The organism is Nonomuraea sp. NPDC003707, from assembly GCF_053587055.1.
Window position 1 is genome coordinate 346,897 of record NZ_JBSFNK010000002.1, and the last position, 19,089, is coordinate 365,985.

The following is a 19,089-nucleotide window of genomic DNA, read 5'->3' on the forward strand; positions in this document are numbered from 1 at the left end:
CTCGATCCGTCTTCAGGCCGGATCGAGGAGGTAAGGACAATGACCGACATTCTGGTACTCGGAGCCGGTTACACCGGAGTCGTCGCGGCCATCAGGACCGCCGTCAGGACCCGCCGCACGGGCGGCCGGGTGCGGCTGGTGAACGCCTCGCCGAGGTTCACCGAGCGGCTCAGGCTGCACCAGACGGCGGCCGGGCAGCGGCTGACGGACTTCCCGCTGGAGGACGTGGTCGCGGGCACCGGCATCGAGTTCGTCCAGGGCCGGGTGGCCGGGCTGGACGTTGAGCGGCGGCAGGCCCGGCTGGCGGACGGGCGCGTGCTCGGCTACGACAAGCTGATCTACGCGCTCGGCACCGTCACCGACGCCTCGGTGCCCGGCGTCGCCGAGCACGCCTTCGTCTACGACGACTACGCGGGCACCGTACGGCTCGCCGAACGCCTCACCGCCCTCACCTCGGACCCCATCGCGGGCACGGTGGTCGTGGCCGGCGGCGGGTTGACCGGCGTCGAGTCGGCGGCGGAGATCGCGGAGGCGCACCCGCACCTGCACGTGGTCCTGCTGACCAGGGGGCGGCCCGGCTCCATGATGGGCGAACGGGCCCGCGCCCACCTGGACGCCGTGCTGGAGCGGCTGGGCGTCGAGGTGCGCACCGGCGCGGACATCACCAAGGTGCTGCCGGAGGGCGTCGAGCTGGCCGGGGGCGAGCTCGTCCACTCCGACGCGACACTGTGGACCACCGGCACCAGGGGCCTGCCACTGGCAGCCGAGTCCGGGCTGACCGTCGACGCCCGCGGCCGGATCGTGGTGGACTCCGCGCTGCGCTCGGTGTCCCACCCCGACGTGTACGCCGTCGGCGACGCCGCCGCGGTCAGCCAGCCGTACGGCGTGCTGCACGGCACCTGCCAGGGCGGCATCCCCACCGGCCTGCACGCCGCCGACTCGCTCGCCGCGACCCTGCACGGCAGGACCCCGAAGGCGTTCCGGTTCGGGTACGTGCATCAGCCCCTCTCCCTGGGGCGGAAGGACGCGGTCATCCAGTTCACCCGGCGGGACGACAGCCCGCGCAGGTGGTACCTGAAGGGCCGGGCGGCGATCACGTACAAGGAGACCGTCAGCAGCAGCCCGATCCCCACGTTCAGGCTGCTGAAGCGGGGTCTGGTGCCCGTGTGGGCGTTCGCGCTGACCGGAGGGCTCGGGTGAACAGCACGACGGGCGGGGCCCGGGGCCCCGCCCGTCGCGTTCTTCCGTGATCAGCGCCTGGTCGTCAGGGCCTCGGTCACGTCACTCGGGTCGTCGAACATCTCGTGGTCGGGCAGGGTCTCCAGGGCCTTGATGATCTCCTTGCTCGCCTTGCGCTCGCGAGCGGCCCTGATCAGGTCCTGCTTGTTGGCCGGAAATTCCACGCCGCTCAGGTTCTTGAGCAGGTCGATCGGGTTCGGTATCGTTGTCATAACTCTGTGCTGCCCGACTGTCACGATATGTAACATTCGGTCAGTAATCGTGCCGTTCCAGTCGCTGCCGTGCCCGTTCCACCTCGGCCGGCAGTTCCCGCCGCTCGGCCAGTGCCCGCGACAGCCTCGGCGCGGCCGTACGCAGCCCCTCCCAGCCCGCCGGGCCGGCGCGGAGCGCGTCGAGCGACCGCCGCGCCACCACCCGCCACGGGCGGCGCAGCACCGCGGTCAGCACGGCGTCGCACGTGGCCAGCACCTGCCTGTCGCGCGGGTCCCCGGGCCGGGGCGGGTGGTGGTGGGCCACGACCTCGTCCACGTACGCCAGCCCCCACCCCTTCGCGGCCAGGTCCACGGCCAACCGCTCCTCCTCGCCGAAGGAGAAGGTCACGTCGTCGAACCCGCCCGCCTCCAGGAACGCCTCTTTGCGCACCACCGCCCCGAACGCCAGGAACCCCAGCACGCTCGGCCCCGGCAGGTCCGGCTCCACGCCGAGCGGTGAGTCGCGCATCGCCTCCGACACCGCGTCCGGGCGCTCCTCCGGCCCCACCAGCACGCGTGCCCCCAGGATGGCCAGCCTCGGATACGCGTCCAGCACGTCCGCGGCCCGCTCCAGCGCCCCCGGCGCCCACCAGGAGTCGTCGTCGGCGAAGGCCACGTACGGGGTCTCGGCCAGGCGGACGCCGAGGTTGCGGGCCGGCGCGCCCAGGTCCCTGCCCGCCTCCACCACGTGAACGTCCGGGAAGTGGCGCCGCACGAACCCCGCCGTCCCGTCGGTCGAGCCGTTGTCGACGAGGATCACCGGGGGCGGGTGCAGGGGAAGCGTGCGGGCCAGCGCCCGCAGCCTGTCCTTGCAGGCCACGACCACGGTGACGCGCGGATCGTTCACAGAGGGCCACTTACCGCGCCGCGCTCTCTTACTCCTCTCGTTTGACGTGCTCCCCGGAAAGGGGTATCAAGGGCGGTAACAGCGTTACCGAGAGGAAACGGCGTTACCGTGAGCACTGCGTACCAGCAGGCCCAGCAGGAGGGGCAGAGCGTCGTCCGGGCCGCGATCCTCGACGTCGCCACGCACCTGCTCGCCACCGAGGGGCCGGCGGCGCTGACCGTGCGGCGGATCTCCGGCGAGGTCGGTTGCTCGACCAAGGTGATCTACACGCTGTTCGGCGGCAAGGACGGGCTCAGCCAGGCGGTGTGGCTGGAGGGGTTCGCGCGGTTCGAGCGGTGGCTGCTCGAAGGGATGGGCCCGGACGATCCCCTGACCGGGCTGCGCAAGGGCATGGCGGCCTACCGCGCCTACGCGCTGGCCGAGCCCGACTACTACCGGGTCATGTTCCAGGGGGCGATGCCGGGGTTCAAGCCGGACCAGGAGTCGGTGCAGGCCGCCAGGCGGACGTTCGACCTGCTGCTGCGGCGCGTGGAGGAGTGCCTGGAGGCGGGGGTGCTGCGTGGGGGAGCGGCCCGGGAGATCGCCGATGTGCTGTGGATGGCCATGCACGGCGCCGTAAGTCTGGAAATTTCTGGCTATTTCGAGCCCGGCGAGGTGGCACAGCGCTACCAGCTGCTCTGCGCCTCGGTCCTCGCGCCTTTCCTGGCCCAAGGCGCCTGACCCACGAGAGGAACGTGACATGACGCCCTTCACCGGCGGGTTCGCGCCCGTGACCGATGAGATCACGGCCTTCGACCTGGAGGTCACCGGCCGCATCCCGGCCGAGCTGAACGGCCGCTACCTGCGCAACGGCCCCAATCCGCTCAGCCTCGACGACCCCACGGCAAGCCATCTGTTCCTCGGCGAGGGCATGGTGCACGGCGTGCGGCTGCGCGACGGCCGCGCCGAGTGGTACCGCAACCGCTGGGTACGCAGCGCCCGCGTCGCCGAACGGCTCGGCGAGCCGCCCCGGCCGGGGCCGCTGCACAAGAACTGGGACTTCGCCGCCAACACGCACGTCATCGGGCTGGCCGGGCGCACGTTCGCGACCGTCGAGGCGGGGCCCCTGCCGTACGAGCTGGACTACGAGCTCGACACCGTCGGCACGTGCGACTTCGACGGCGGCCTGCCCGGCGGGTTCGCCGCGCACACCCACCTCGACCCGGTCAGCGGCGAGCTGCACGCGCTGGCCTACTTCTTCGGCTGGGACCACCACCAGCACATCGTGATCGACCCCAAGGGCTCGGTGACGCGGATCAGGGACATCCCGATCGCCGACGCGCCGATGCTGCACGACTTCGCGCTCACCGAGCGGTACGTGGTGATCTACGACCTGCCGGTCACGTTCAGCCAGGCCCATGCGGAGAAGGGCGTTCCGCTGCCGTACGCGTGGAACGACGCCCACGGCGCCCGGATCGGGCTCATGTCGCGCGAGAGCGGCGACGTGCGGTGGGTGGAGGTGGACCCGTGCTGGGTGTTCCACACGCTCAACGCCTACGACGACGGCGACGAGGTGGTCGTGGACGTGGTCCGCTACCCCAAGCGGTTCGTGGACGCCCGGCTCGACCTGGGCGGACTGCCGACGCTCGACCGGTGGACGATCGACCCGGCCGCCGGCAAGGTCCGGCGGACGCGGCTGGACGACCGGCCGCAGGAGTTCCCGCGCATGGACGAGCGCCGCACCGGCCGGCCGTACCGCTACGGCTACACCTCGGCCGCCCGCGACCTTCACGAGGTGCTCTACCGGGCCGACAGCGAGCTGGAGGACCTGCCCGACCAGGCCTTCGACAACACGCTCATCAAGCACGACCTGGTGCGGGGGACGCAGGAGTGGCGGCAGTTCGGGCGGGGCGCGTACGTCGGCGAGCCCGCGTTCGTGGCCTCCGGCGCGGCCGAGGACGACGGGTACGTGCTCGCCCTCGTCAACAACGAGGCCAGGGGAGCGGCCGACCTGATGATCCTGTCCGCGCAGGACTTCACCGGCGAGCCCGTCGCCACCGTCCACCTGCCGGCCCGCGTCCCGCTCGGCTTCCACGGAAGCTGGATCGCCGACTGAGCCGGACACGGTAGCCTCTTCAGGTTGGGGTTCTTGAGAAGCTCGTGAAGAGGGAGAGGCCGTGACCGGTCTGGTCGTCGCCATGGACGGTCCTTCGGGGTCGGGTAAGTCGAGCGCGTCGCGCGGGGTCGCCCGGGCGCTGGGCCTGCGCTACCTCGACACCGGGGCGATGTACCGGGCGATGACCTGGTGGATGCTCCGGCAGTCCGTCGACCTGACCGACCCCGCCGCCGTGGCCGCCCGCTGCGGCGAGCCGCGCATCGAGTCCGGCATGGACCCCGACGGTCCCACGATCCACGTCGACGGCGTCGACGTGGCGGGTCCGATCAGGGAGTCCGAGGTCACCGGCGCGGTCTCCGCCGTGGCAGCCGTCCCCGAGGTCCGGGCCCGCCTGGTCGCGCTCCAGCGCGAGCTCATCGGGGCCGGTGACATCGTGGTCGAGGGCCGCGACATCGGCACGGCCGTCTGGCCCGAGGCTGCCGTCAAGGTCTACCTGACGGCCAGTCCGGAGGCCCGTGCCCGGCGGCGCAACGCCGAGCTGGCCGGCTCGACGGTGGCGGCGCAGCAGGAGGCCATGGCCAAGCGTGACACCCTCGATTCGACCCGCAAGACGGACCCACTCTCGATGGCGGATGGCGCCGTCGAGCTCGACACCACGCCGTTGACCTTGGAAGAGGTCATCGCTGAGGTGTTGAGACTGGTCGCAGAGCGGAGGAGCTCGGAAGGAGAGAGCGGAGCCAACGGGTTCCGAAGCGGCCGCGACCATGTACACGAGCGCACCTGAGGGTGCGGTACTCACAAAGGATGAAATTTCGTGCCAACGGGGGATTGGGTCGAGGCCGGCCTCGACGACCTTGAGATCACCGAGCACGGCGACACTACGCCGTTGCCGGTCGTCGCCATCGTGGGGCGGCCTAATGTAGGCAAGTCCACGCTGGTCAACCGCATCATCGGCCGCCGCGAGGCGGTCGTGGAGGACGTGCCGGGCGTCACGCGCGACCGGGTCACGTACGACGCCAACTGGCGTGGCCGCCGCTTCACGGTGGTCGACACCGGCGGCTGGGACCCCGACGCCACCGGGATGAACCTGCGCATCGCCGAGCAGGCCCAGGTCGCCGTCGAGCTGGCCGACGTGATCGTGTTCGTCGTCGACGCCACCGTGGGCGCGACCGACGCCGACGAGATCGTGGGCTCGATCCTGCGGCAGTCCGGCAAGCCGGTCGTCCTGGCCGCCAACAAGGTCGACAACCAGCAGCTCGAGCTGGAGGCCGCCGCGCTGTGGTCGCTCGGCCTCGGCGAGCCGTACCCCGTCTCGGCCCTGCACGGGCGCTCCAGCGGCGACCTGCTCGACGTGGTGCTCGACGCGCTGCCCGAGACGCCCGCGCTCGGCTTCGAGACCGAGCGCGGCCCCGCCCGCGTCGCGCTGCTCGGCAAGCCCAACGTCGGTAAGTCCTCGCTGCTCAACAAGCTCGCGGGCGAGGAGCGCGTGCTGGTCGACCCCATGGCCGGCACCACCCGCGACCCGGTCGACGAGCTGATCGAGCTGGGCGGGCGCACCTGGCGGTTCGTCGACACGGCCGGCATCCGGCGGCGCGACCGCGAGCTGCAGGGGGCCGACTTCTACGCGGCCATGCGCACCCGCGCCGCGCTGGAGCGCACCGAGGTGGCCGTCGTGCTCATCGACGCCAGCCAGATCCTCACCGAGCAGGACCTGCGCATCATCGGCCTGGTCATCGAGTCGGGCCGGGCGATGGTCGTCGCCTTCAACAAGTGGGACCTGGTCGACGAGGACCGCCGCTACTACCTGGAGAAGGAGATCGACCGGCAGCTCGTCCGCACCCCGTGGGCGCTGCGGGTCAACATCTCCGCCCTGACGGGCCGGCACATCGACCGGCTGGTGCCCGCCCTGGAGAAGGCGCTCGACTCCTGGTCCACCCGGGTGCCCACCGCCCGCCTCAACGCGTTCCTGACGGAGCTGGTGCAGCAGACGCCGCCGCCGGTGCGGGGCGGCAAGCAGCCCAAGATCCTCTTCGCCACGCAGGCCTCCGTGGAGCCGCCGAAGTTCGTGCTGTTCACGTCGGGATGGCTGGAGGACACCTACCGGCGCTTCATCGAGCGGCGCATCCGGGAGGAGTTCGGGTTCGCCGGCTCGCCGATCGAGGTCACGATGAAGATCCGGGAGAAGCGGGCCAAGAAGGACAAGTAACGCGCTGCGCCCGGGGGAATGGCTTTGCCGTTCCTCTGGGCGCGGCCGTAAAATCTACGGCAACGCGTCGACGGAGACGAGTAGCCAGAGGTCCGCAGGGGTCGAGAGAGCCGCCGGTAGCTGCGAAGGCGGTCCCGTGCTCCGCTGGTGAAGACACTCCCGAGTGCGGGGAGGAAATGCCCCGCCGGCCTGACCCCCGTCATCGGGTCGTCGAGGCCGCCTCCACTGAGGCGGCGAAAGTGCGGTGGCACCGGGAGCAACCCTTCTCCCCCGCACTCCCAAGGGGTCATGCAATTCCTCGTGAGGAGCTGTGATGATCTCTCGTGTCATGTCGGCGGAGCTCGCTGAGCACGCCGGCCAACGAGTGACGATCGCCGGCTGGGTCCATCGCCGCCGGCAGCTGAAATCCGTGTCCTTCCTCGTCGTCAGGGACCGTACCGGCCTGGCCCAGGTGGTCGCCGCGAGCGACCTGCCCGGCGAGGAGAGCGTCGTCGAGGTCACCGGCACCGTGACCGCCAGCCCGCAGGCGCCGGGAGGCGTCGAGCTGGTCGAGCCGGAGATCGAGGTGGTGACGGAGCCGTGCGCGGCGCCGCCGTTCGACCTCTACCGGCCCGTCGTGTCGGCCGGGCTGCCGACGATCCTCGACCACGCGCCGGTCGCGCTGCGGCATCCGCTGCTCAGCGCGCCGCTGGAGATCTCGGCCGCGAGCGTGGCGGGCTTCCGCGAGACGCTCGACGGGCTCGGGTTCACCGAGATCCACACGCCGAAGATCGTCGCCTCGGCCACCGAGTCGGGCGCGAACGTCTTCGGCATCGACTACTTCGGCAGCCGCGCCTACCTGGCCCAGTCGCCGCAGTTCTACAAGCAGGCGATGGTGGGGGTGTTCGAGCGGGTCTTCGAGGTCGGTCCCGTCTTCCGCGCCGAGCCGCACGACACCGTACGCCATCTGGCCCAGTACACCAGCCTCGACGCCGAGCTGGGCTTCGTCCGGGACCACCGCGACGTGATGGCGGTGCTGCGGGAGGTGGTGGCGGGCATGCTGGAGTCGGTACGGCGCCGAGCCCCGTCCGCCGTCGAACGCGCCGGGGCGGTCCTGCCCGAGGTGCCCGCCGAGATCCCGGCCATCCACTTCACCGAGGCGCAGGAGCTGACCGGCTCGGCCGAGCCGGACCTGTCGCCCGCGCAGGAGCGGTGGCTGTGCGAGTGGGCGGCGAAGGAGCACGGGTCGGAGTTCCTGTTCGTCACCGGCTACCCGATGTCCAAGCGGCCTTTCTACACCCACCCGGACCCCGCGCGGCCCGGCTACTCCAACGGGTTCGACCTGCTGTTCAGGGGTCTGGAGCTGGTCACCGGCGGGCAGCGGCTGCACCGGTACCCGGACTACGTGGCCGCGCTGGCCGCCCGGGGCGAGGGCCTGGAGGCGTACGAGGGGTACTTGCAGGCGTTCCGGTACGGGATGCCGCCGCACGGCGGGTTCGCGCTCGGGCTGGAACGGTGGACGGCGCGGCTGACCGGGGCAGCCAACATCCGCCAGACCACCGCCTTCCCCCGCGACCTGCACCGCCTGTCCCCGTGACCGACGGCTCTCCGCGCCCGCCTCTCAGGCGGGCGCGGAGGGCGCGTCCCGCCGGGAGCGGGGCATCAGCAGCGCGACGGCCGCGCCCAGCAGGCAGATGAACGCCGTGACCAGGAACATCTCCGTGTACTCCGTGTGCAGCGCCGCCTGCACCTTCGCGGTGTACTCGGCCAGCTGCCGCTGGTACGTCACCGTGTCCACGCCGAACGGCAGGGGCGTGTCCAGATGCGCGGTCAGCGACTGGAACCGGTAGAAGCCCCACGCCGACACCGCCGCGATGCCGATCAGCATGCCCATCATCCTGGCCACCACGACCGCCGCCGACGCCACGCCGTGCTGGGTCGCCGAGGTCACGCGCAGCACCGCCGACGAGACCGGGGCGATGACCAGGCCCAGCCCCAGACCGGCGACCACCAGGTCTACGTCCACGAGGAACCCGGCGCTCTCCAGCTCGAGCGGCCACCGGCTCATCAGCCAGTAGCCGGCCGCCGCCAGCACCATGCCCGCCACCGCGACGACGCCGTCGCCGAGCCTGCGGGCCAGGAGGCCGCCCAGCAGGGCGCCCACGGTGAGCGCGGCCAGGAACCTGGCCAGGACCAGCGACGCTCCCAGCGCGTCCTCGCCGAGCAGGGTCTGGGCGGTGAACTGGACGAACACCATGGTCACCAGGAGCGCCGCCCCGGCCAGGAAGCTCACGGCCAGGGTGGCGAGCAGGGGGCCCTTGCGGGTGGCTGAGAGGTCGAGCAGGCGTACGGGGGAGCGGATCTCCCACCACACGAAGATCCCGGCCGCCAGCGCTCCGGCGGCGATCACGGGCAGGCCCCACGGGGGGAGCACGGTCTTGGCCGGGTCGGGGTTGTACAGGCCCACGACCAGCAGCGCGAGCGCCAGGGCCAGCAGCGCCCCGCCGACGACGTCCACACGCCGTTTCCCACCGGCGACCTCCACCCGCCCGGCACCGGCGGCCGTCCCCGTGACCGCGCCGGAGTCGCCCACGCGATGGGCCGCCGCGTCGGCACCGGCGACCTGCACCCGCCCGGCGCCGGAGTCGCCCGCGCGATGTGCCGCCGTGTCGGCACCGGTGGCCGCCTTGCCTGCGGCTCCGCCGGGCTCGACCTGGTCGGCCGTGCCGCCGGTGGAGGTCGTGGAGGGTGCGGCGTCAGGGGTGCCGGAGGGGACGGTGAAGTGGACCGCGACGGCGGCCAGGGCGGCGAGCGGGAGGTTGATCCAGAAGATGGCGTGCCAGCCGCCCAGCTCCACCCCCGCCACCACGGTGCTCGGGATCAGCGCCAGCACCCCGCCGTACAGGGGCCCGAGGGCGCTCCCGAGCTCCTGCGCCGCCCCCACGGCCCCCAGCGCCACCGGCCGCTCGCGCTCGTCCCACAGGTCGCCGATGAGCGCCATCGTGATCGGCAGCAGCGCCCCGCCCGCCACCCCCTGCACGGTGCGCCCGGCCACCACCATCACCTCGCCGGCGGCCAGCGCCGTCAGCACCGAGCCGAGCGCGAACGCCGCCAGGCAGGCGTGGATCAGCGGCCGCCGCCCGTAGCGGTCGGAGAGCTGGCCGAGCAGCGGCATCGCGGCGACGTACCCGAGCAGGAACCCCGTCACGATCGGGGTGGCCCGCTCCAGGTGGTTCAGCGGGATGCCCACGTCCTCGGCGATGTCGATGAGGACCGTGACCACCACGTACGCGTCGAGCGCGGCCAGCAGCACCACCGCACCCCCGGCGCCGAGGACGACCCGGCGGGCGCGTCTCATCCGGCGGCGGGCGGCGTGATCGTGACCGGCGCGTCGTAGTCGCTGAACGACACCGTCACCGTGCCGCCCTGCAGCGGCAGGCTGGCCTTGGTCAGGCGGCTGGTGGCCTTGTCGAGCCAGACCTTGCCGTTCACGCCCTGCGTGACGCCGGGGATGATCTGGCCGATGGCCTGCCCGGGGAACGCGGTGGCCACCCGGTACGCGTCGCCCTCCAGCGCCTCCACCTGGGGCTCGGTCGCGGAGGCGAGCAGCTGCGCGATGCCCTTGGTCGGCTCGAGGATCACCGAGGGGTCGTAGAACTGCGCGAGCTGCTGCCGCGTCATCTTCTGGAAGCCGCCCGTCGGCCCCTTGAAGTGCACGGTGTCCCCGACCAGGGCGAAGCTGACCTCCTGCAGGCTGCCCAGGATGTCGATCGTGATCGTGCCGTCGGCGTCACCGGCGGCGGTGAGCCTGCCGTCCGCCTTCTTGACCGGCACCTTGGGCTTGCCCTCGGTCGCGATCGAGAAGCTGGCCGACTTGACGCCCTTCATGGCCTCGGAGGCCTTCTTCATCAGGTCGGGACCGGCGGGCAGCTCGCCGCCGCCGCCCGACGAGCACGCCGACACCAGCGCGAGAACGGCGACGATCAGAAGCTTTCTGAGCATGTGCGGATCGTATCCACCGCCTGGGAACGCCGTGCGGCGTCGCGGATATCGGTTGGGTGTCAGCGCAACTTCTTCAGCGCAGTTTTTCAGCGCAGTTTTTTCAGGCGCTCGACGATCGGCCCGTAGGCCGCGTCGATCGCTTCGAGCTGCTCGTCGGTGAGCCGGTCGACGAAGTGCTCGCGCACGCTCGCCACGTGGTCCGGCGCCACCCGCTGGATCGTCTCCCAGCCCTCGTCGGTCAGCACCGCGAACGTGCCCCGCCGGTCGTCGCGGCAGTCCTCCCTGGTCACCAGACCCTTGGCCTCCATGCGGGAGATCTGGTGCGACAGCCGGCTGCGCGACTGGATCGTCGCGTCGGCCAGGTCGCTCATCCGCATGCGCCGCCCCTCGTTCTCCGAGAGGTTGACCAGGATCTCGTAGTCGTTCAACGAGAGCTGGTGCTCCTGCAGCTCCCGGTCGAGCCGGTGCATGAGAAGCTTGTGCAGCGCCAGATGCGTGCGCCAGGCACGCTGTTCGGCGGGTGAAAGCCAACGAGGCGCGCTCATGATCTCCAATCTAGCGCACGTAGAGTGAAGCGCTATGGAGCAGCGGGATTCGGGAGAGAGCCTGAGCACCGTCCTGGTGGCGGGTGCGGCCAATCTGACGATCGCCGTGGCCAAACTCTTCGCGGGTCTCCTCAGCGGCTCGGCGGCGATGTTGTCGGAGGCGGCCCACTCGGCCGCCGACACCGTGACCGAGCTGTTGTTGCTGGTGGCGGTGCGCCGCGCGGGCCGGCCGCCGGACCGGCGGCATCCGTTCGGCCACGGCAAGAGCGGGTTCTTCTGGGCCATGATGGCGGCGGTCGCGACGCTGGTGGGCGGGGCCGGGTTCTCGATCACGCACGGACTGCACGTGATCGAGAAGGGCGAGGAGCTGAGGAACCTCACCCCGTCGTACATCGTGCTGGCCGTCGCGTTCGCCGTCGAGGCCGTCTCGTTCACCAAGGCCCTCTCCCAGCTGCGCAGGCAGGCCGCCAGGCACGAGCTCGACCCGGTCCGGCTGGTGCGGATCACCTCCGACACCCCGTTGAAGGCCGTGCTGTTCGAGGACGCGGCCGCCCTCGTGGGCCTGGTCATCGCGGCCGCCGGGCTGGCCGGGTCGCAGCTGACGGGCTCGGCGCTGTGGGACGGCCTGGCGTCGGCCGGGATCGGCCTGCTCCTGCTGGTGGTGGCGCTCATCCTGATCCGGTCGAACATCTCGCTGCTCATCGGCCAGGCCGCGCCCGCGCACGTGGAGGAGGGCATCCGGGCCGAGTTGACGGCCCAGCCGGAGGTGGAGGAGGTGGTCGAGCTGCTCACCATGATGATCGGGCCCGGCTCCATCCTGGTGGCCGCCAAGATCGACTTCGTGGACGTGGCGAGCGCGGCGGGTGTGGAGATCGCCTGCGACGAGGTGGACCGGCGGCTGCGGGAGCGCTTCTCGGGGATCAGCCAGGTCTTCCTCGACCCCACCCCGACCCGCCGCCGCTGACGGGGGAAGGGGACGGGTCAGCTGAAGTAGTGCATGGCGATCGCGACGCCGATCACGTGCATCAGCACGACGATGACGATGAAGGAGATGAACACGAACTTGGCCGGCCCGTGCTCGAACGTCTTCCCCTCTTCGAGGGGCCGCCGCTGGGCCATGCGGTCGGCGATCCGCTCCTCCAGGGATTTCCGGTAGAACATGTGGACAAGTCTATCCGGGGAGGGGCACCCTCCTCGCGGGGGTGTCCGTGACAACGGCCACTCTGATGTCCGGCCCCACGCTCCACTCGAGCAGGTGGCGGCCCTCGAGGTCGTCACCGCCCGCGCGGAGCCTGTCGAGCGTCAGCTCGCCGCGCTTGATCAGCGCCTCCTTGCGCGTCCAGTGCCGGATCAGCTCGTCGTTGCCGGTGACCATCGCCCGCTCGCGCGGGGTGAGCACCCGGTCGGCGAGCAGCGGGTCCAGCGGCCCCGGCGGCACGTGCTCCGCGTCCACGCCGACCTTGCCGGGGCCGGCCGCCGCGCACACGTAGCCGCGCGTGTGGCTGAAGCTGACGCCCAGCTCAGGCGCCTCCTCGATGTACGGCTTCCCGTGCCCGAGGCCGTGCAGCTCGCAGCGCTGCAGCAGGGTCAGCCCCTGCGGCTCGACGTCGAGCACGGCGGCGGCGCACAGCCGTACGAGCAGGTGGGCAGCGACGAAACTGGCCCGATCCGCCTCGAACCTGAAGCGCCCGGCCCGCTCGGTCTCCACCTCGGTGAGCCAGTCTTCCGGGGCGCGCACCTCGTCGGGGCGGCCACCCATCGCTAAAGAACCGATGGTCAGTCCTTCTTCTTGTCGCCGGTGAGGTTGTACTGGTCCTCCGAGGCCGCGCCGAGAACGGTCACGTCATGGATCTTCCAGGTCCCCTTCTCCTTCACAAGGCTGATCTTAAGGTGCGAGTCCTTGACGGAGCGGATCGCTTCGGAGGTGTTCACCTGCTGGTCCACCACGACGATGGCGTGCGCGGTGGCCTCGTCCACGTCGGCCAGGTAGACCTCGCGCACCGTGGCCTGCGAGGTGGCCTTGAGCTTGACGATGACCTGCGCCATCGCCCCGCCGAACGCCGCGTCGTAGGTGGCCAGGAAGTCGCCCGTGGCCTGGGCGGCGAGGGTGGAGCGGGTGTTCTGGAGGTTCTGGTAGTCGTAGCTGAGCAGCGCCTTGCTGAACGCGCTCGCCGCCCCCGACACCTCCAGGCGCAGCGCGCGCTCGGACTCGAGCCTGGCCCGCGCGTCCTCGGCCTGCGAGGCGGAGATCCACTGCAGCACGGCGGTGGCGGCCAGCGCGGCCACCAGCATCGCCGCCAGCGTCCCGAGCACCCGGGCCCGCGTGACGCGCCCACCGCCCTTGCCGCCCGCCGCCTCTTCGTCCGGAGCCTCTTCGGTTTGGGTGGACGCCGCCTCCGCCACCGTAGGCTGCTCTTCCTCGGAGGGGGCCTCATCGGTGCGGGCGTCCTCGGCGAGGTCCTGCTTGGTGGTCATTTCGACTCCTCACGGCGGCGGGCGGCCCGGCCCGTCGCGATCCAGCCCACGATGCCACCGCCGGCCACCACGGCGAGGAATATCCCGGCAATCAGCGGGGTGGCGTTCGGCGGGGTGCGGGACGCGGGCCCGGCGGCCGCCGCGCCGCTGGGCGACGGGGTGGCCTCGGGCCGCTGTTTCGGTTTCTCGGTGTTCCTCGCCACCGGACGCGCGGACTCGGCGGGCGAGGCGGGTGAGGCGGTGTCCGCCGGTCCGGCGGCGTCCTGATGCGGATCTGTACGGCGATCTGCGCGGGAGTCGTCGGAGTCCGGGGAAGCGGCGGGGGAGGGGCAGGAGCGCAGGGTGGGCACCGTCGGAGGCCCGACCGCGCCGGCGTACTCCTCGGCCGGGGTCGGCCCGCCCGGCACGCTGAAGATGAACGCCGCCCTCCCGTAGACGGTGTCGCCGTGCCGGTCGCTGATGTCGTCCGCCAGGCTGAGCGCGGTCGGGACGATGCTGAGCAGGTGGTGCACGTTCCGCTCGGTCTGCGCCGAGAACGCCGGTCGATGCGGCTGCCCCAGCGCCGTCAGCAGGCACGAGAACCCCGGCCTGGACTTCTTGACGGCCGCGTCCAGCCGGGCGAACACCCCCGGTCCCCGGTCGAGGAAGGTGTTCAGGTCGGCGCGGGAGGCGCGCAGCGTGCTCGTCACCGTGCTCAGGTCGGTGATCCCGGAGGCCAGCTCGCCCCGCTTGCCGGCCAGCGTGTGGGTGAGCCGGGTGAGCTGCACCGACAGGTCGTCGAGGACGGCGGCGTTGTCGGCCAGCGTGCCGGTCAGGGAGTGGGCGTCGTCGATGATGTTCCTGATCGCCGGGGCCCGCCCGTCCAGCGCGACGGCCAGCTCATGGGTGATCGTCTTCGCGTCCCGGGGCGGCACCGCGTTCAGCAGCTTGCCGACGCCCTCGAACAGCTTCTTGTAGTCGAGCGGCACCGACGTCTTGGCCAGCGGGATCGTATCCCCGGCCGCGAGCGTGGGGCCCTTCACGCCGGTGGCGGGCGGCGAGAGCTCCACGTACGGCTCCCCGATGGCCGACTTGCGCCGCACCTCGGCCGTGGCGCCCTGGGGCAGCCGGATCCCCCTGTCGATGTCGAGACCGACCACGATCTTGCCCGGCGCCAGCCGCACGTCGCCGATCTTGCCGACCCGCACCCCCAGGTACGCCACGTCGAACCCCCGGATGAGCCCCGGCGACGACACGAACTCGGCCGAGACCCGGTAGGGCCGCTCGATGGCGTCGAGCCGGATGATCGTGCTGAACGCCCAGACGGTCATGACCACGCCCAGGACGGCGAAGACGCCCAGGTTCAGATAGATCCGGTTTTTCATCGCGGCGGCTCCAGGAGCAGGCGGAAGTCCTCGATCCGGTTCGGCAGCAGGCCCTGCGACGATTTCCTGGGCAGCAGGACGCCCTTCAGCCACAGGTAGATCAGCACCTGCCCGTTGGCCGTGATCGGCGGCGCGTCGATGAACTTCTGCAGCCGCGCCACCAGCGTCTTCAGGTCCTCCTTGCCCCGCTGCATCGCCGACGAGATGGCCTCCAGCTCCAGCAGCAGCGTCCGTAGCCGGGCGGCGTGGCGCGGGTAGACGGTGAGGTTGGCCTCCTTGGCCAGCCGGGTGAGCGCGATGATCGTCTTCTTGACGTGCTTGCGCCCGTGCGCGATCCGCGCGGTGGCCGCGGCCAGCGTGCCCGGCAGCCGGTCCAGCTCGCCGCTGCCCTTGGCGAGGTCGTCGCCCAGCTTGGCCAGGGCGTCGATGCTGGTGCCCAGGTCCTGGCGGGCCGCGGCGTAGGCGTCGGTGACCTCGGCCGTCTGCTTGATCAGCTTGTTGACGTCGTCGCCTTTCCCGGCGAAGGCGGTGGAGGCCGCGTCGAGGATGGCGTTCACGTCCTGCGCTCCGAGTGCCTCGATGAGCGGCCCGGCCTTCGCGGTGACCTGCTCGATGTCCGGCTCGACCGACGTGTCGGCGATGGTGGCGCCGTTGCTCAGGTACGGCCCCGTGGCCAGGTCCTTGCCCGCGGGCGGCGTGAGCAGGACGTAGTTCTCGCCCAGCACCGACGTCTTGGCCACGGTGGCCGTGCTGCCCTCGGGCACCCGGTACTTGGACACGATCGACATCGTCACCTTGGCCCGGTAGCCCTCCAGCCGGATGTCGGTGACCGTGCCCACCCGTACGTCGGAGATCTGCACGCTGTGTCCGGCCACCAGGCTCTGCACGTCGTCGAAGACCGCGTGCAGGGTCAGGTCGCCGGTGGTCGCGCCGAGCGTCTGGAGCGAGCACGACGCCGTCACGGCGAGCGCGAGGATCGCGGCGAGCAGGCGGGCCCTCATCGCCGCCTCCCCTGCTGCTCGTAGGGGCAGTTGCTCAGCCCGGCGGGCAGGCACGGCACCCGCCCCAGGTTCAGCGATTGGAACAGCGGCGTCAGCCACGCCTTGGTCATCGCGTTGAGCACGACGCGGATCTTCAGCACGTGCTGCTTCCTGTCCCACGAGTCGATCACCACGTCGGCGAAGTCGGCCGCGCCCTTGATCGCCTGTGCCACGGACGCGCTGTTGGCCCGCATGGTCAGCACCAGCTCGGCCAGCGTCCCGGCGGCCTGGGGGAGCCGCTCGGAGTACTGCTCGATGATCACGTCGCCGCGCCGTACGAAGTCCGAAATGCCGGTGATGAAGTCGCGCAGCCGCCGCCGCTCCTCCGCCAGGATCGAACTGGCCTCGGCGAACGCGTCGATCGCGCCCGTCACCTGGCTCTCGCGCCGGTTGAGGCCGGTGGCCAGCCGGTTCAGCCCCTTGGCCAGGTCGACGAGCTGCTGGTCCTGCTTGGCCAGGGTGCCGGTGAGCCGAGAGGTGTCGTCGATGGCGTTGTTGATGGTCTTGCCGCGCCCCCTGACCCCGTCGGCCAGGTCGCTCGCCACGGAGCCCAGCTTCTTGTCGTCGAGCGCGTCGGTGAGCTTGGTGAACGCGTCGAGCGCGTCGTCGATCTCCACCGGCAGGTCGGTGCGCTCCAGGGGGATGACCGTCCCCGGCGCGACCTTCTGGTCGCCGGGCTTCCACGGGGGATAGAGGACGACGTTCCGCTCGCCGAGCGTGTTCTGCGGCGCGACCACGGCCTTCACCTTGGCCGGGAGCGGCACCTGCCGGTCCACCAGCAGGTCGACTCTCACCTTGTCCCCATCGATCCGGATCTTCTCGACGTATCCGGCGTCCAGCCCCATCACCTTGACCCGCGCCTGCTCGTACAGGGAGGGCGCCTTGCGGAAGATCGCCACCAGCCGGTACGGCTCCGGCCCCAGCACGGTGCACCCCGACGTCAGGAACACCCCGGCCACGGCCAGCAGGACCGCCACGAGTCGTCTCATTTGGCGCTCTTCCTGTCCTTGGAGATGGCGGCGAGCACCTCCGGGTTGATGGGGCCGAGGCCCGTGGCTATGGCCTCGAGCCACGGGCCTTGACCGCCCATCGTGGACAGGCCGGAGAACGTCGGGCCCGCCCATGCCAGGAGCGAATTGAACTGCTTGTTGCTGCCGCTGAGCCGTGTCGTGATGGCCGCGTTGTCGTCCAGCACCTGGACGAGGGTCTTCTCGTGCTCGTTGATCAGCTTGGTCGTGCTGCGCACCAGGTCGCTGCCGTCGCCCAGCAGCGTGCGCAGCTCCTCGCGCCGCCGGCGCAGCTCGGCCAGCATGACGCCGATGGCGTCGATGAGCCGCGCGAGCTGCCTGTCCTTCTTCTCCAGGACGTTCATGATCCGGGTGCCGTTGTCGATGAGCCGCTGGAGCTGCGGCTCGCTCTTGCTGATCGTGTCCGACAGGTCGCCGATGTTGCGCAGCAGCCGGGTGATGCGGCCGCGCTTGCCGAGGTCGACCTTGTCCAGCTCGGTGAGCAGGTCGTCCACGGCGTCGGTGTCCAGGCGCTGGACCAGCCGGGTGGCGTCCTTGATGGCGTCGTTGATCAGGGTGGGCACGCCGGTCCGCGTCACGGGGATGCGCCGCTGCCCCTCGGGGAGCTGGTCCATGAACGGGGCCGTGACGGGGCCGGTGAGCTTGACGTACCGGCCGCCGAGCAGGTTCGACAGGGCGATGTCGGCCCGGGTGCCGCGGCCGAGCCGTACGCCGTCGTCCACCTTCCAGGTGACCACCACGTCGCCCTGCGCGTAGTCGGCGCGGACCTCGGTGACCTTGCCGACGCGCACCCCGGCGACCCTGACGTCGTTGCCGGTGCGCAGCCCGCCGGAGTCCACGAACACGCCCGACATGGAGTAGCCGCCCTCCAGCAGCCCCAGGTTGCCGACCAGGAACGTGCCGACGAGGATCGCGGCGAGCGTGGCCAGCGACACGAGGCCGACGACGATCCGGTTGCGGTCGCGGAAGGACTTGAGCGCCATCACTCGCCCACCAGCAGCTTCTGCAGGTCCTTCGTGCTCTGGACCCGGGTGTTGCGCAGCGGCGGCGGCGCCTGCATCCCGTACGGGCAGGGCGCGGCGCTCAGCGCCACGCACGGGACCGCGGTGATGAAGTAGCGGCCGCGGTCCACGGTCTGGTAGGCGCGGGCGAACAGCGGCTGGAACGTGCTGACCGTCCTGTCGATCTCGTTCACGTGCCGCCTGATGCCGCCGGTCAGCCCCGACAGGTTGTCGACCAGCCGGCCGAGCTCGTCGGCGTTCTTGCCGAGCACCTCGTTGGAGGTGTGCACGGTCGTCGACAGCTCCACCAGCGACTCGTCGATCAGCTCGCGGTTGTCGGCGAACGCCTCCGACAGCGTGACGAGGTTGTCGACGAGCTGCTCGATCTGCTTGTCGCGCCGGGCGACCACGCCGGTGACGGTGGCGTAGTCCTTCAGCAACTGCTCGATGGTCTTCTTGCGCTCGGTGACCGTGGTGGTGATGGCGTTGACGTTGTCGAGCAGCCTCGGGATGTTCCGCTCGTTGCCCTTGAGCGACCTGGCGGCGGCGGTGAGGAGCTGGTTGATCTGGTCGGGGTCCAGGCTGCGGGTGAGCGGGCCGAGGTCGCTGACCAGCTGGCCGATGTCCACGACGGAGGACGTACGGGTGATGCGCGCCCCGGGGGTCAGCTTTCCGGGCGCGGTGCCGGGCAGCAGGTAGACCACGCGCTGGCCGACCGCGTTGCGCCAGCGGATGGCGGCCTCGGTGTCGGCGGGCACGGTGATCCCCTGCTGCACCTCCATGGTCACCTCGGCCCGCCCGTCCACCACCTTGATCGTGTCCACCTGGCCCACGGGCGCTCCGGCGATCTTCACCTGGTCGCCCTCGTTCAGCCCCGACACGTCGTCGAACACGGCGACCAGCGGGTAGCCGGCGCCCGTGCTCACCCGGGCGATCTGCACGCCGATCACTGCGATCAGCGCCACACACACGCCGACGAAGACCGCGAACCGCGCGAACGTCCAGGCCCGGCGCATG

At 71.3% G+C, this 19,089-nt stretch carries 20 protein-coding genes; 7 read left to right on the plus strand and 13 right to left on the minus strand.

Going from position 1 to position 19,089, the window contains the following annotated elements; genetic code table 11:
* The first annotated feature begins 39 nt into the window (after positions 1-39).
* The gene (locus ACWDRB_RS05590) at positions 40-1,200 is read left to right on the plus strand and encodes an NAD(P)/FAD-dependent oxidoreductase (RefSeq protein ID WP_449891963.1); all 1,161 of its coding nucleotides are present in this window, start codon (positions 40-42) and stop codon (positions 1,198-1,200) included.
* Positions 1,201-1,250: 50 nt separating this feature from the next.
* Here ACWDRB_RS05590 and ACWDRB_RS05595 read toward each other — a convergent pair whose 3' ends face one another.
* Together ACWDRB_RS05595 and ACWDRB_RS05600 are read right to left on the minus strand one after the other, a co-directional pair.
* Entirely contained in the window at positions 1,251-1,451 is a 201-nt protein-coding gene (locus ACWDRB_RS05595; protein ID WP_350726430.1) for a DUF2795 domain-containing protein, read from the minus strand.
* 40 nt (positions 1,452-1,491) lie between these two features.
* Positions 1,492-2,337, minus strand: a complete 846-nt coding sequence (locus ACWDRB_RS05600; protein WP_449891964.1) for a glycosyltransferase family 2 protein — start codon at positions 2,335-2,337, stop codon at positions 1,492-1,494.
* Between the two features lie 108 nt (positions 2,338-2,445).
* On the opposite strand from ACWDRB_RS05600, the gene ACWDRB_RS05605 reads away from it, so the two are divergent.
* From ACWDRB_RS05605 to aspS, 5 genes are all read left to right on the plus strand, one after another.
* Positions 2,446-3,057 carry a TetR/AcrR family transcriptional regulator gene (locus tag ACWDRB_RS05605; RefSeq protein ID WP_449891965.1) on the plus strand — a complete coding sequence of 204 codons (612 nt, stop codon included), beginning with the start codon at positions 2,446-2,448 and terminating at the stop codon, positions 3,055-3,057.
* Between the two features lie 19 nt (positions 3,058-3,076).
* Positions 3,077-4,432: a carotenoid oxygenase family protein gene (locus ACWDRB_RS05610; protein ID WP_449891966.1), complete on the plus strand. Its 1,356-nt coding sequence runs from the start codon at positions 3,077-3,079 to the stop codon at positions 4,430-4,432.
* A gap of 61 nt (positions 4,433-4,493) precedes the next feature.
* Positions 4,494-5,216, plus strand: coding sequence for a (d)CMP kinase (gene cmk / locus ACWDRB_RS05615; RefSeq protein ID WP_449891967.1), 723 nt, complete (start codon positions 4,494-4,496; stop codon positions 5,214-5,216).
* Between the two features lie 30 nt (positions 5,217-5,246).
* The gene (gene der, locus ACWDRB_RS05620) at positions 5,247-6,638 is read left to right on the plus strand and encodes a ribosome biogenesis GTPase Der (protein WP_397366161.1); all 1,392 of its coding nucleotides are present in this window, start codon (positions 5,247-5,249) and stop codon (positions 6,636-6,638) included.
* A gap of 313 nt (positions 6,639-6,951) precedes the next feature.
* Positions 6,952-8,214, plus strand: a complete 1,263-nt coding sequence (gene aspS, locus ACWDRB_RS05625; protein WP_350726440.1) for an aspartate--tRNA(Asn) ligase — start codon at positions 6,952-6,954, stop codon at positions 8,212-8,214.
* A gap of 24 nt (positions 8,215-8,238) precedes the next feature.
* On the opposite strand, the gene ACWDRB_RS05630 is transcribed toward aspS, so the two are convergent.
* The 3 genes from ACWDRB_RS05630 to ACWDRB_RS05640 form a co-directional block, all read right to left on the minus strand.
* A complete protein-coding gene (locus tag ACWDRB_RS05630; RefSeq protein WP_449891968.1) occupies positions 8,239-9,975 on the minus strand; it encodes an MFS transporter in 1,737 nt (578 codons plus the stop codon).
* A complete protein-coding gene (locus ACWDRB_RS05635; RefSeq protein ID WP_363963918.1) occupies positions 9,972-10,619 on the minus strand; it encodes an LppX_LprAFG lipoprotein in 648 nt (215 codons plus the stop codon). The genes ACWDRB_RS05630 and ACWDRB_RS05635 overlap by 4 nt, the downstream gene beginning before the upstream one ends.
* Positions 10,620-10,705: 86 nt before the next feature.
* Positions 10,706-11,164 carry a MarR family winged helix-turn-helix transcriptional regulator gene (locus ACWDRB_RS05640; protein ID WP_363963920.1) on the minus strand — a complete coding sequence of 153 codons (459 nt, stop codon included), beginning with the start codon at positions 11,162-11,164 and terminating at the stop codon, positions 10,706-10,708.
* 34 nt (positions 11,165-11,198) lie between these two features.
* On the opposite strand from ACWDRB_RS05640, the gene ACWDRB_RS05645 reads away from it, so the two are divergent.
* Positions 11,199-12,128: a cation diffusion facilitator family transporter gene (locus ACWDRB_RS05645; protein ID WP_449891969.1), complete on the plus strand. Its 930-nt coding sequence runs from the start codon at positions 11,199-11,201 to the stop codon at positions 12,126-12,128.
* Positions 12,129-12,145: 17 nt separating this feature from the next.
* On the opposite strand, the gene ACWDRB_RS05650 is transcribed toward ACWDRB_RS05645, so the two are convergent.
* The 8 genes from ACWDRB_RS05650 to ACWDRB_RS05685 are packed head-to-tail and all read right to left on the minus strand — an operon-like array spanning position 12,146 to position 19,088.
* Positions 12,146-12,325, minus strand: coding sequence for a hypothetical protein (locus ACWDRB_RS05650; protein WP_350726448.1), 180 nt, complete (start codon positions 12,323-12,325; stop codon positions 12,146-12,148).
* A gap of 10 nt (positions 12,326-12,335) precedes the next feature.
* Entirely contained in the window at positions 12,336-12,923 is a 588-nt protein-coding gene (locus tag ACWDRB_RS05655) for a 4'-phosphopantetheinyl transferase family protein (RefSeq protein WP_449891970.1), read from the minus strand.
* A 17-nt stretch (positions 12,924-12,940) separates the two neighbouring features.
* On the minus strand, positions 12,941-13,639 hold the full coding sequence (locus ACWDRB_RS05660) for a hypothetical protein (protein WP_449891971.1): 699 nt from the start codon (positions 13,637-13,639) through the stop codon (positions 12,941-12,943).
* Positions 13,636-15,003, minus strand: coding sequence for an MCE family protein (locus ACWDRB_RS05665; RefSeq protein ID WP_449891972.1), 1,368 nt, complete (start codon positions 15,001-15,003; stop codon positions 13,636-13,638). The genes ACWDRB_RS05660 and ACWDRB_RS05665 overlap by 4 nt, the downstream gene beginning before the upstream one ends.
* Positions 15,000-16,004 carry an MCE family protein gene (locus ACWDRB_RS05670; RefSeq protein WP_350726456.1) on the minus strand — a complete coding sequence of 335 codons (1,005 nt, stop codon included), beginning with the start codon at positions 16,002-16,004 and terminating at the stop codon, positions 15,000-15,002. The genes ACWDRB_RS05665 and ACWDRB_RS05670 overlap by 4 nt, the downstream gene beginning before the upstream one ends.
* Positions 16,001-17,032 (minus strand): MCE family protein, encoded by a 1,032-nt coding sequence (locus tag ACWDRB_RS05675; protein WP_355191969.1) that lies wholly within the window; start codon positions 17,030-17,032, stop codon positions 16,001-16,003. Before ACWDRB_RS05675 ends, ACWDRB_RS05670 begins: the two co-directional genes overlap by 4 nt.
* A complete protein-coding gene (locus tag ACWDRB_RS05680) occupies positions 17,029-18,054 on the minus strand; it encodes an MlaD family protein (RefSeq protein ID WP_350726459.1) in 1,026 nt (341 codons plus the stop codon). Before ACWDRB_RS05680 ends, ACWDRB_RS05675 begins: the two co-directional genes overlap by 4 nt.
* Complete coding sequence (locus tag ACWDRB_RS05685) at positions 18,054-19,088, minus strand: MCE family protein (RefSeq protein WP_449891973.1); 1,035 nt, start codon at positions 19,086-19,088, stop codon at positions 18,054-18,056. The genes ACWDRB_RS05680 and ACWDRB_RS05685 overlap by 1 nt, the downstream gene beginning before the upstream one ends.
* Between the last annotated feature and the right edge of the window lies 1 nt (position 19,089).

Coding starts and splice junctions, on each gene's coding strand:
- ACWDRB_RS05590 (WP_449891963.1), top strand. CDS start 40: ATGACCGACATTCTGGTACTCGGAGCCGGTTACACCGGAGTCGTCGCG.
- ACWDRB_RS05595 (WP_350726430.1), bottom strand. CDS start 1,451: ATGACAACGATACCGAACCCGATCGACCTGCTCAAGAACCTGAGCGGC.
- ACWDRB_RS05610 (WP_449891966.1), top strand. CDS start 3,077: ATGACGCCCTTCACCGGCGGGTTCGCGCCCGTGACCGATGAGATCACG.
- aspS (WP_350726440.1), top strand. CDS start 6,952: ATGATCTCTCGTGTCATGTCGGCGGAGCTCGCTGAGCACGCCGGCCAA.
- ACWDRB_RS05630 (WP_449891968.1), bottom strand. CDS start 9,975: ATGAGACGCGCCCGCCGGGTCGTCCTCGGCGCCGGGGGTGCGGTGGTG.
- ACWDRB_RS05635 (WP_363963918.1), bottom strand. CDS start 10,619: ATGCTCAGAAAGCTTCTGATCGTCGCCGTTCTCGCGCTGGTGTCGGCG.
- ACWDRB_RS05640 (WP_363963920.1), bottom strand. CDS start 11,164: ATGAGCGCGCCTCGTTGGCTTTCACCCGCCGAACAGCGTGCCTGGCGC.
- ACWDRB_RS05645 (WP_449891969.1), top strand. CDS start 11,199: ATGGAGCAGCGGGATTCGGGAGAGAGCCTGAGCACCGTCCTGGTGGCG.
- ACWDRB_RS05650 (WP_350726448.1), bottom strand. CDS start 12,325: ATGTTCTACCGGAAATCCCTGGAGGAGCGGATCGCCGACCGCATGGCC.
- ACWDRB_RS05655 (WP_449891970.1), bottom strand. CDS start 12,923: ATGGGTGGCCGCCCCGACGAGGTGCGCGCCCCGGAAGACTGGCTCACC.
- ACWDRB_RS05660 (WP_449891971.1), bottom strand. CDS start 13,639: ATGACCACCAAGCAGGACCTCGCCGAGGACGCCCGCACCGATGAGGCC.
- ACWDRB_RS05665 (WP_449891972.1), bottom strand. CDS start 15,003: ATGAAAAACCGGATCTATCTGAACCTGGGCGTCTTCGCCGTCCTGGGC.
- ACWDRB_RS05670 (WP_350726456.1), bottom strand. CDS start 16,004: ATGAGGGCCCGCCTGCTCGCCGCGATCCTCGCGCTCGCCGTGACGGCG.
- ACWDRB_RS05675 (WP_355191969.1), bottom strand. CDS start 17,032: ATGAGACGACTCGTGGCGGTCCTGCTGGCCGTGGCCGGGGTGTTCCTG.
- ACWDRB_RS05680 (WP_350726459.1), bottom strand. CDS start 18,054: ATGGCGCTCAAGTCCTTCCGCGACCGCAACCGGATCGTCGTCGGCCTC.
- ACWDRB_RS05685 (WP_449891973.1), bottom strand. CDS start 19,088: ATGCGCCGGGCCTGGACGTTCGCGCGGTTCGCGGTCTTCGTCGGCGTG.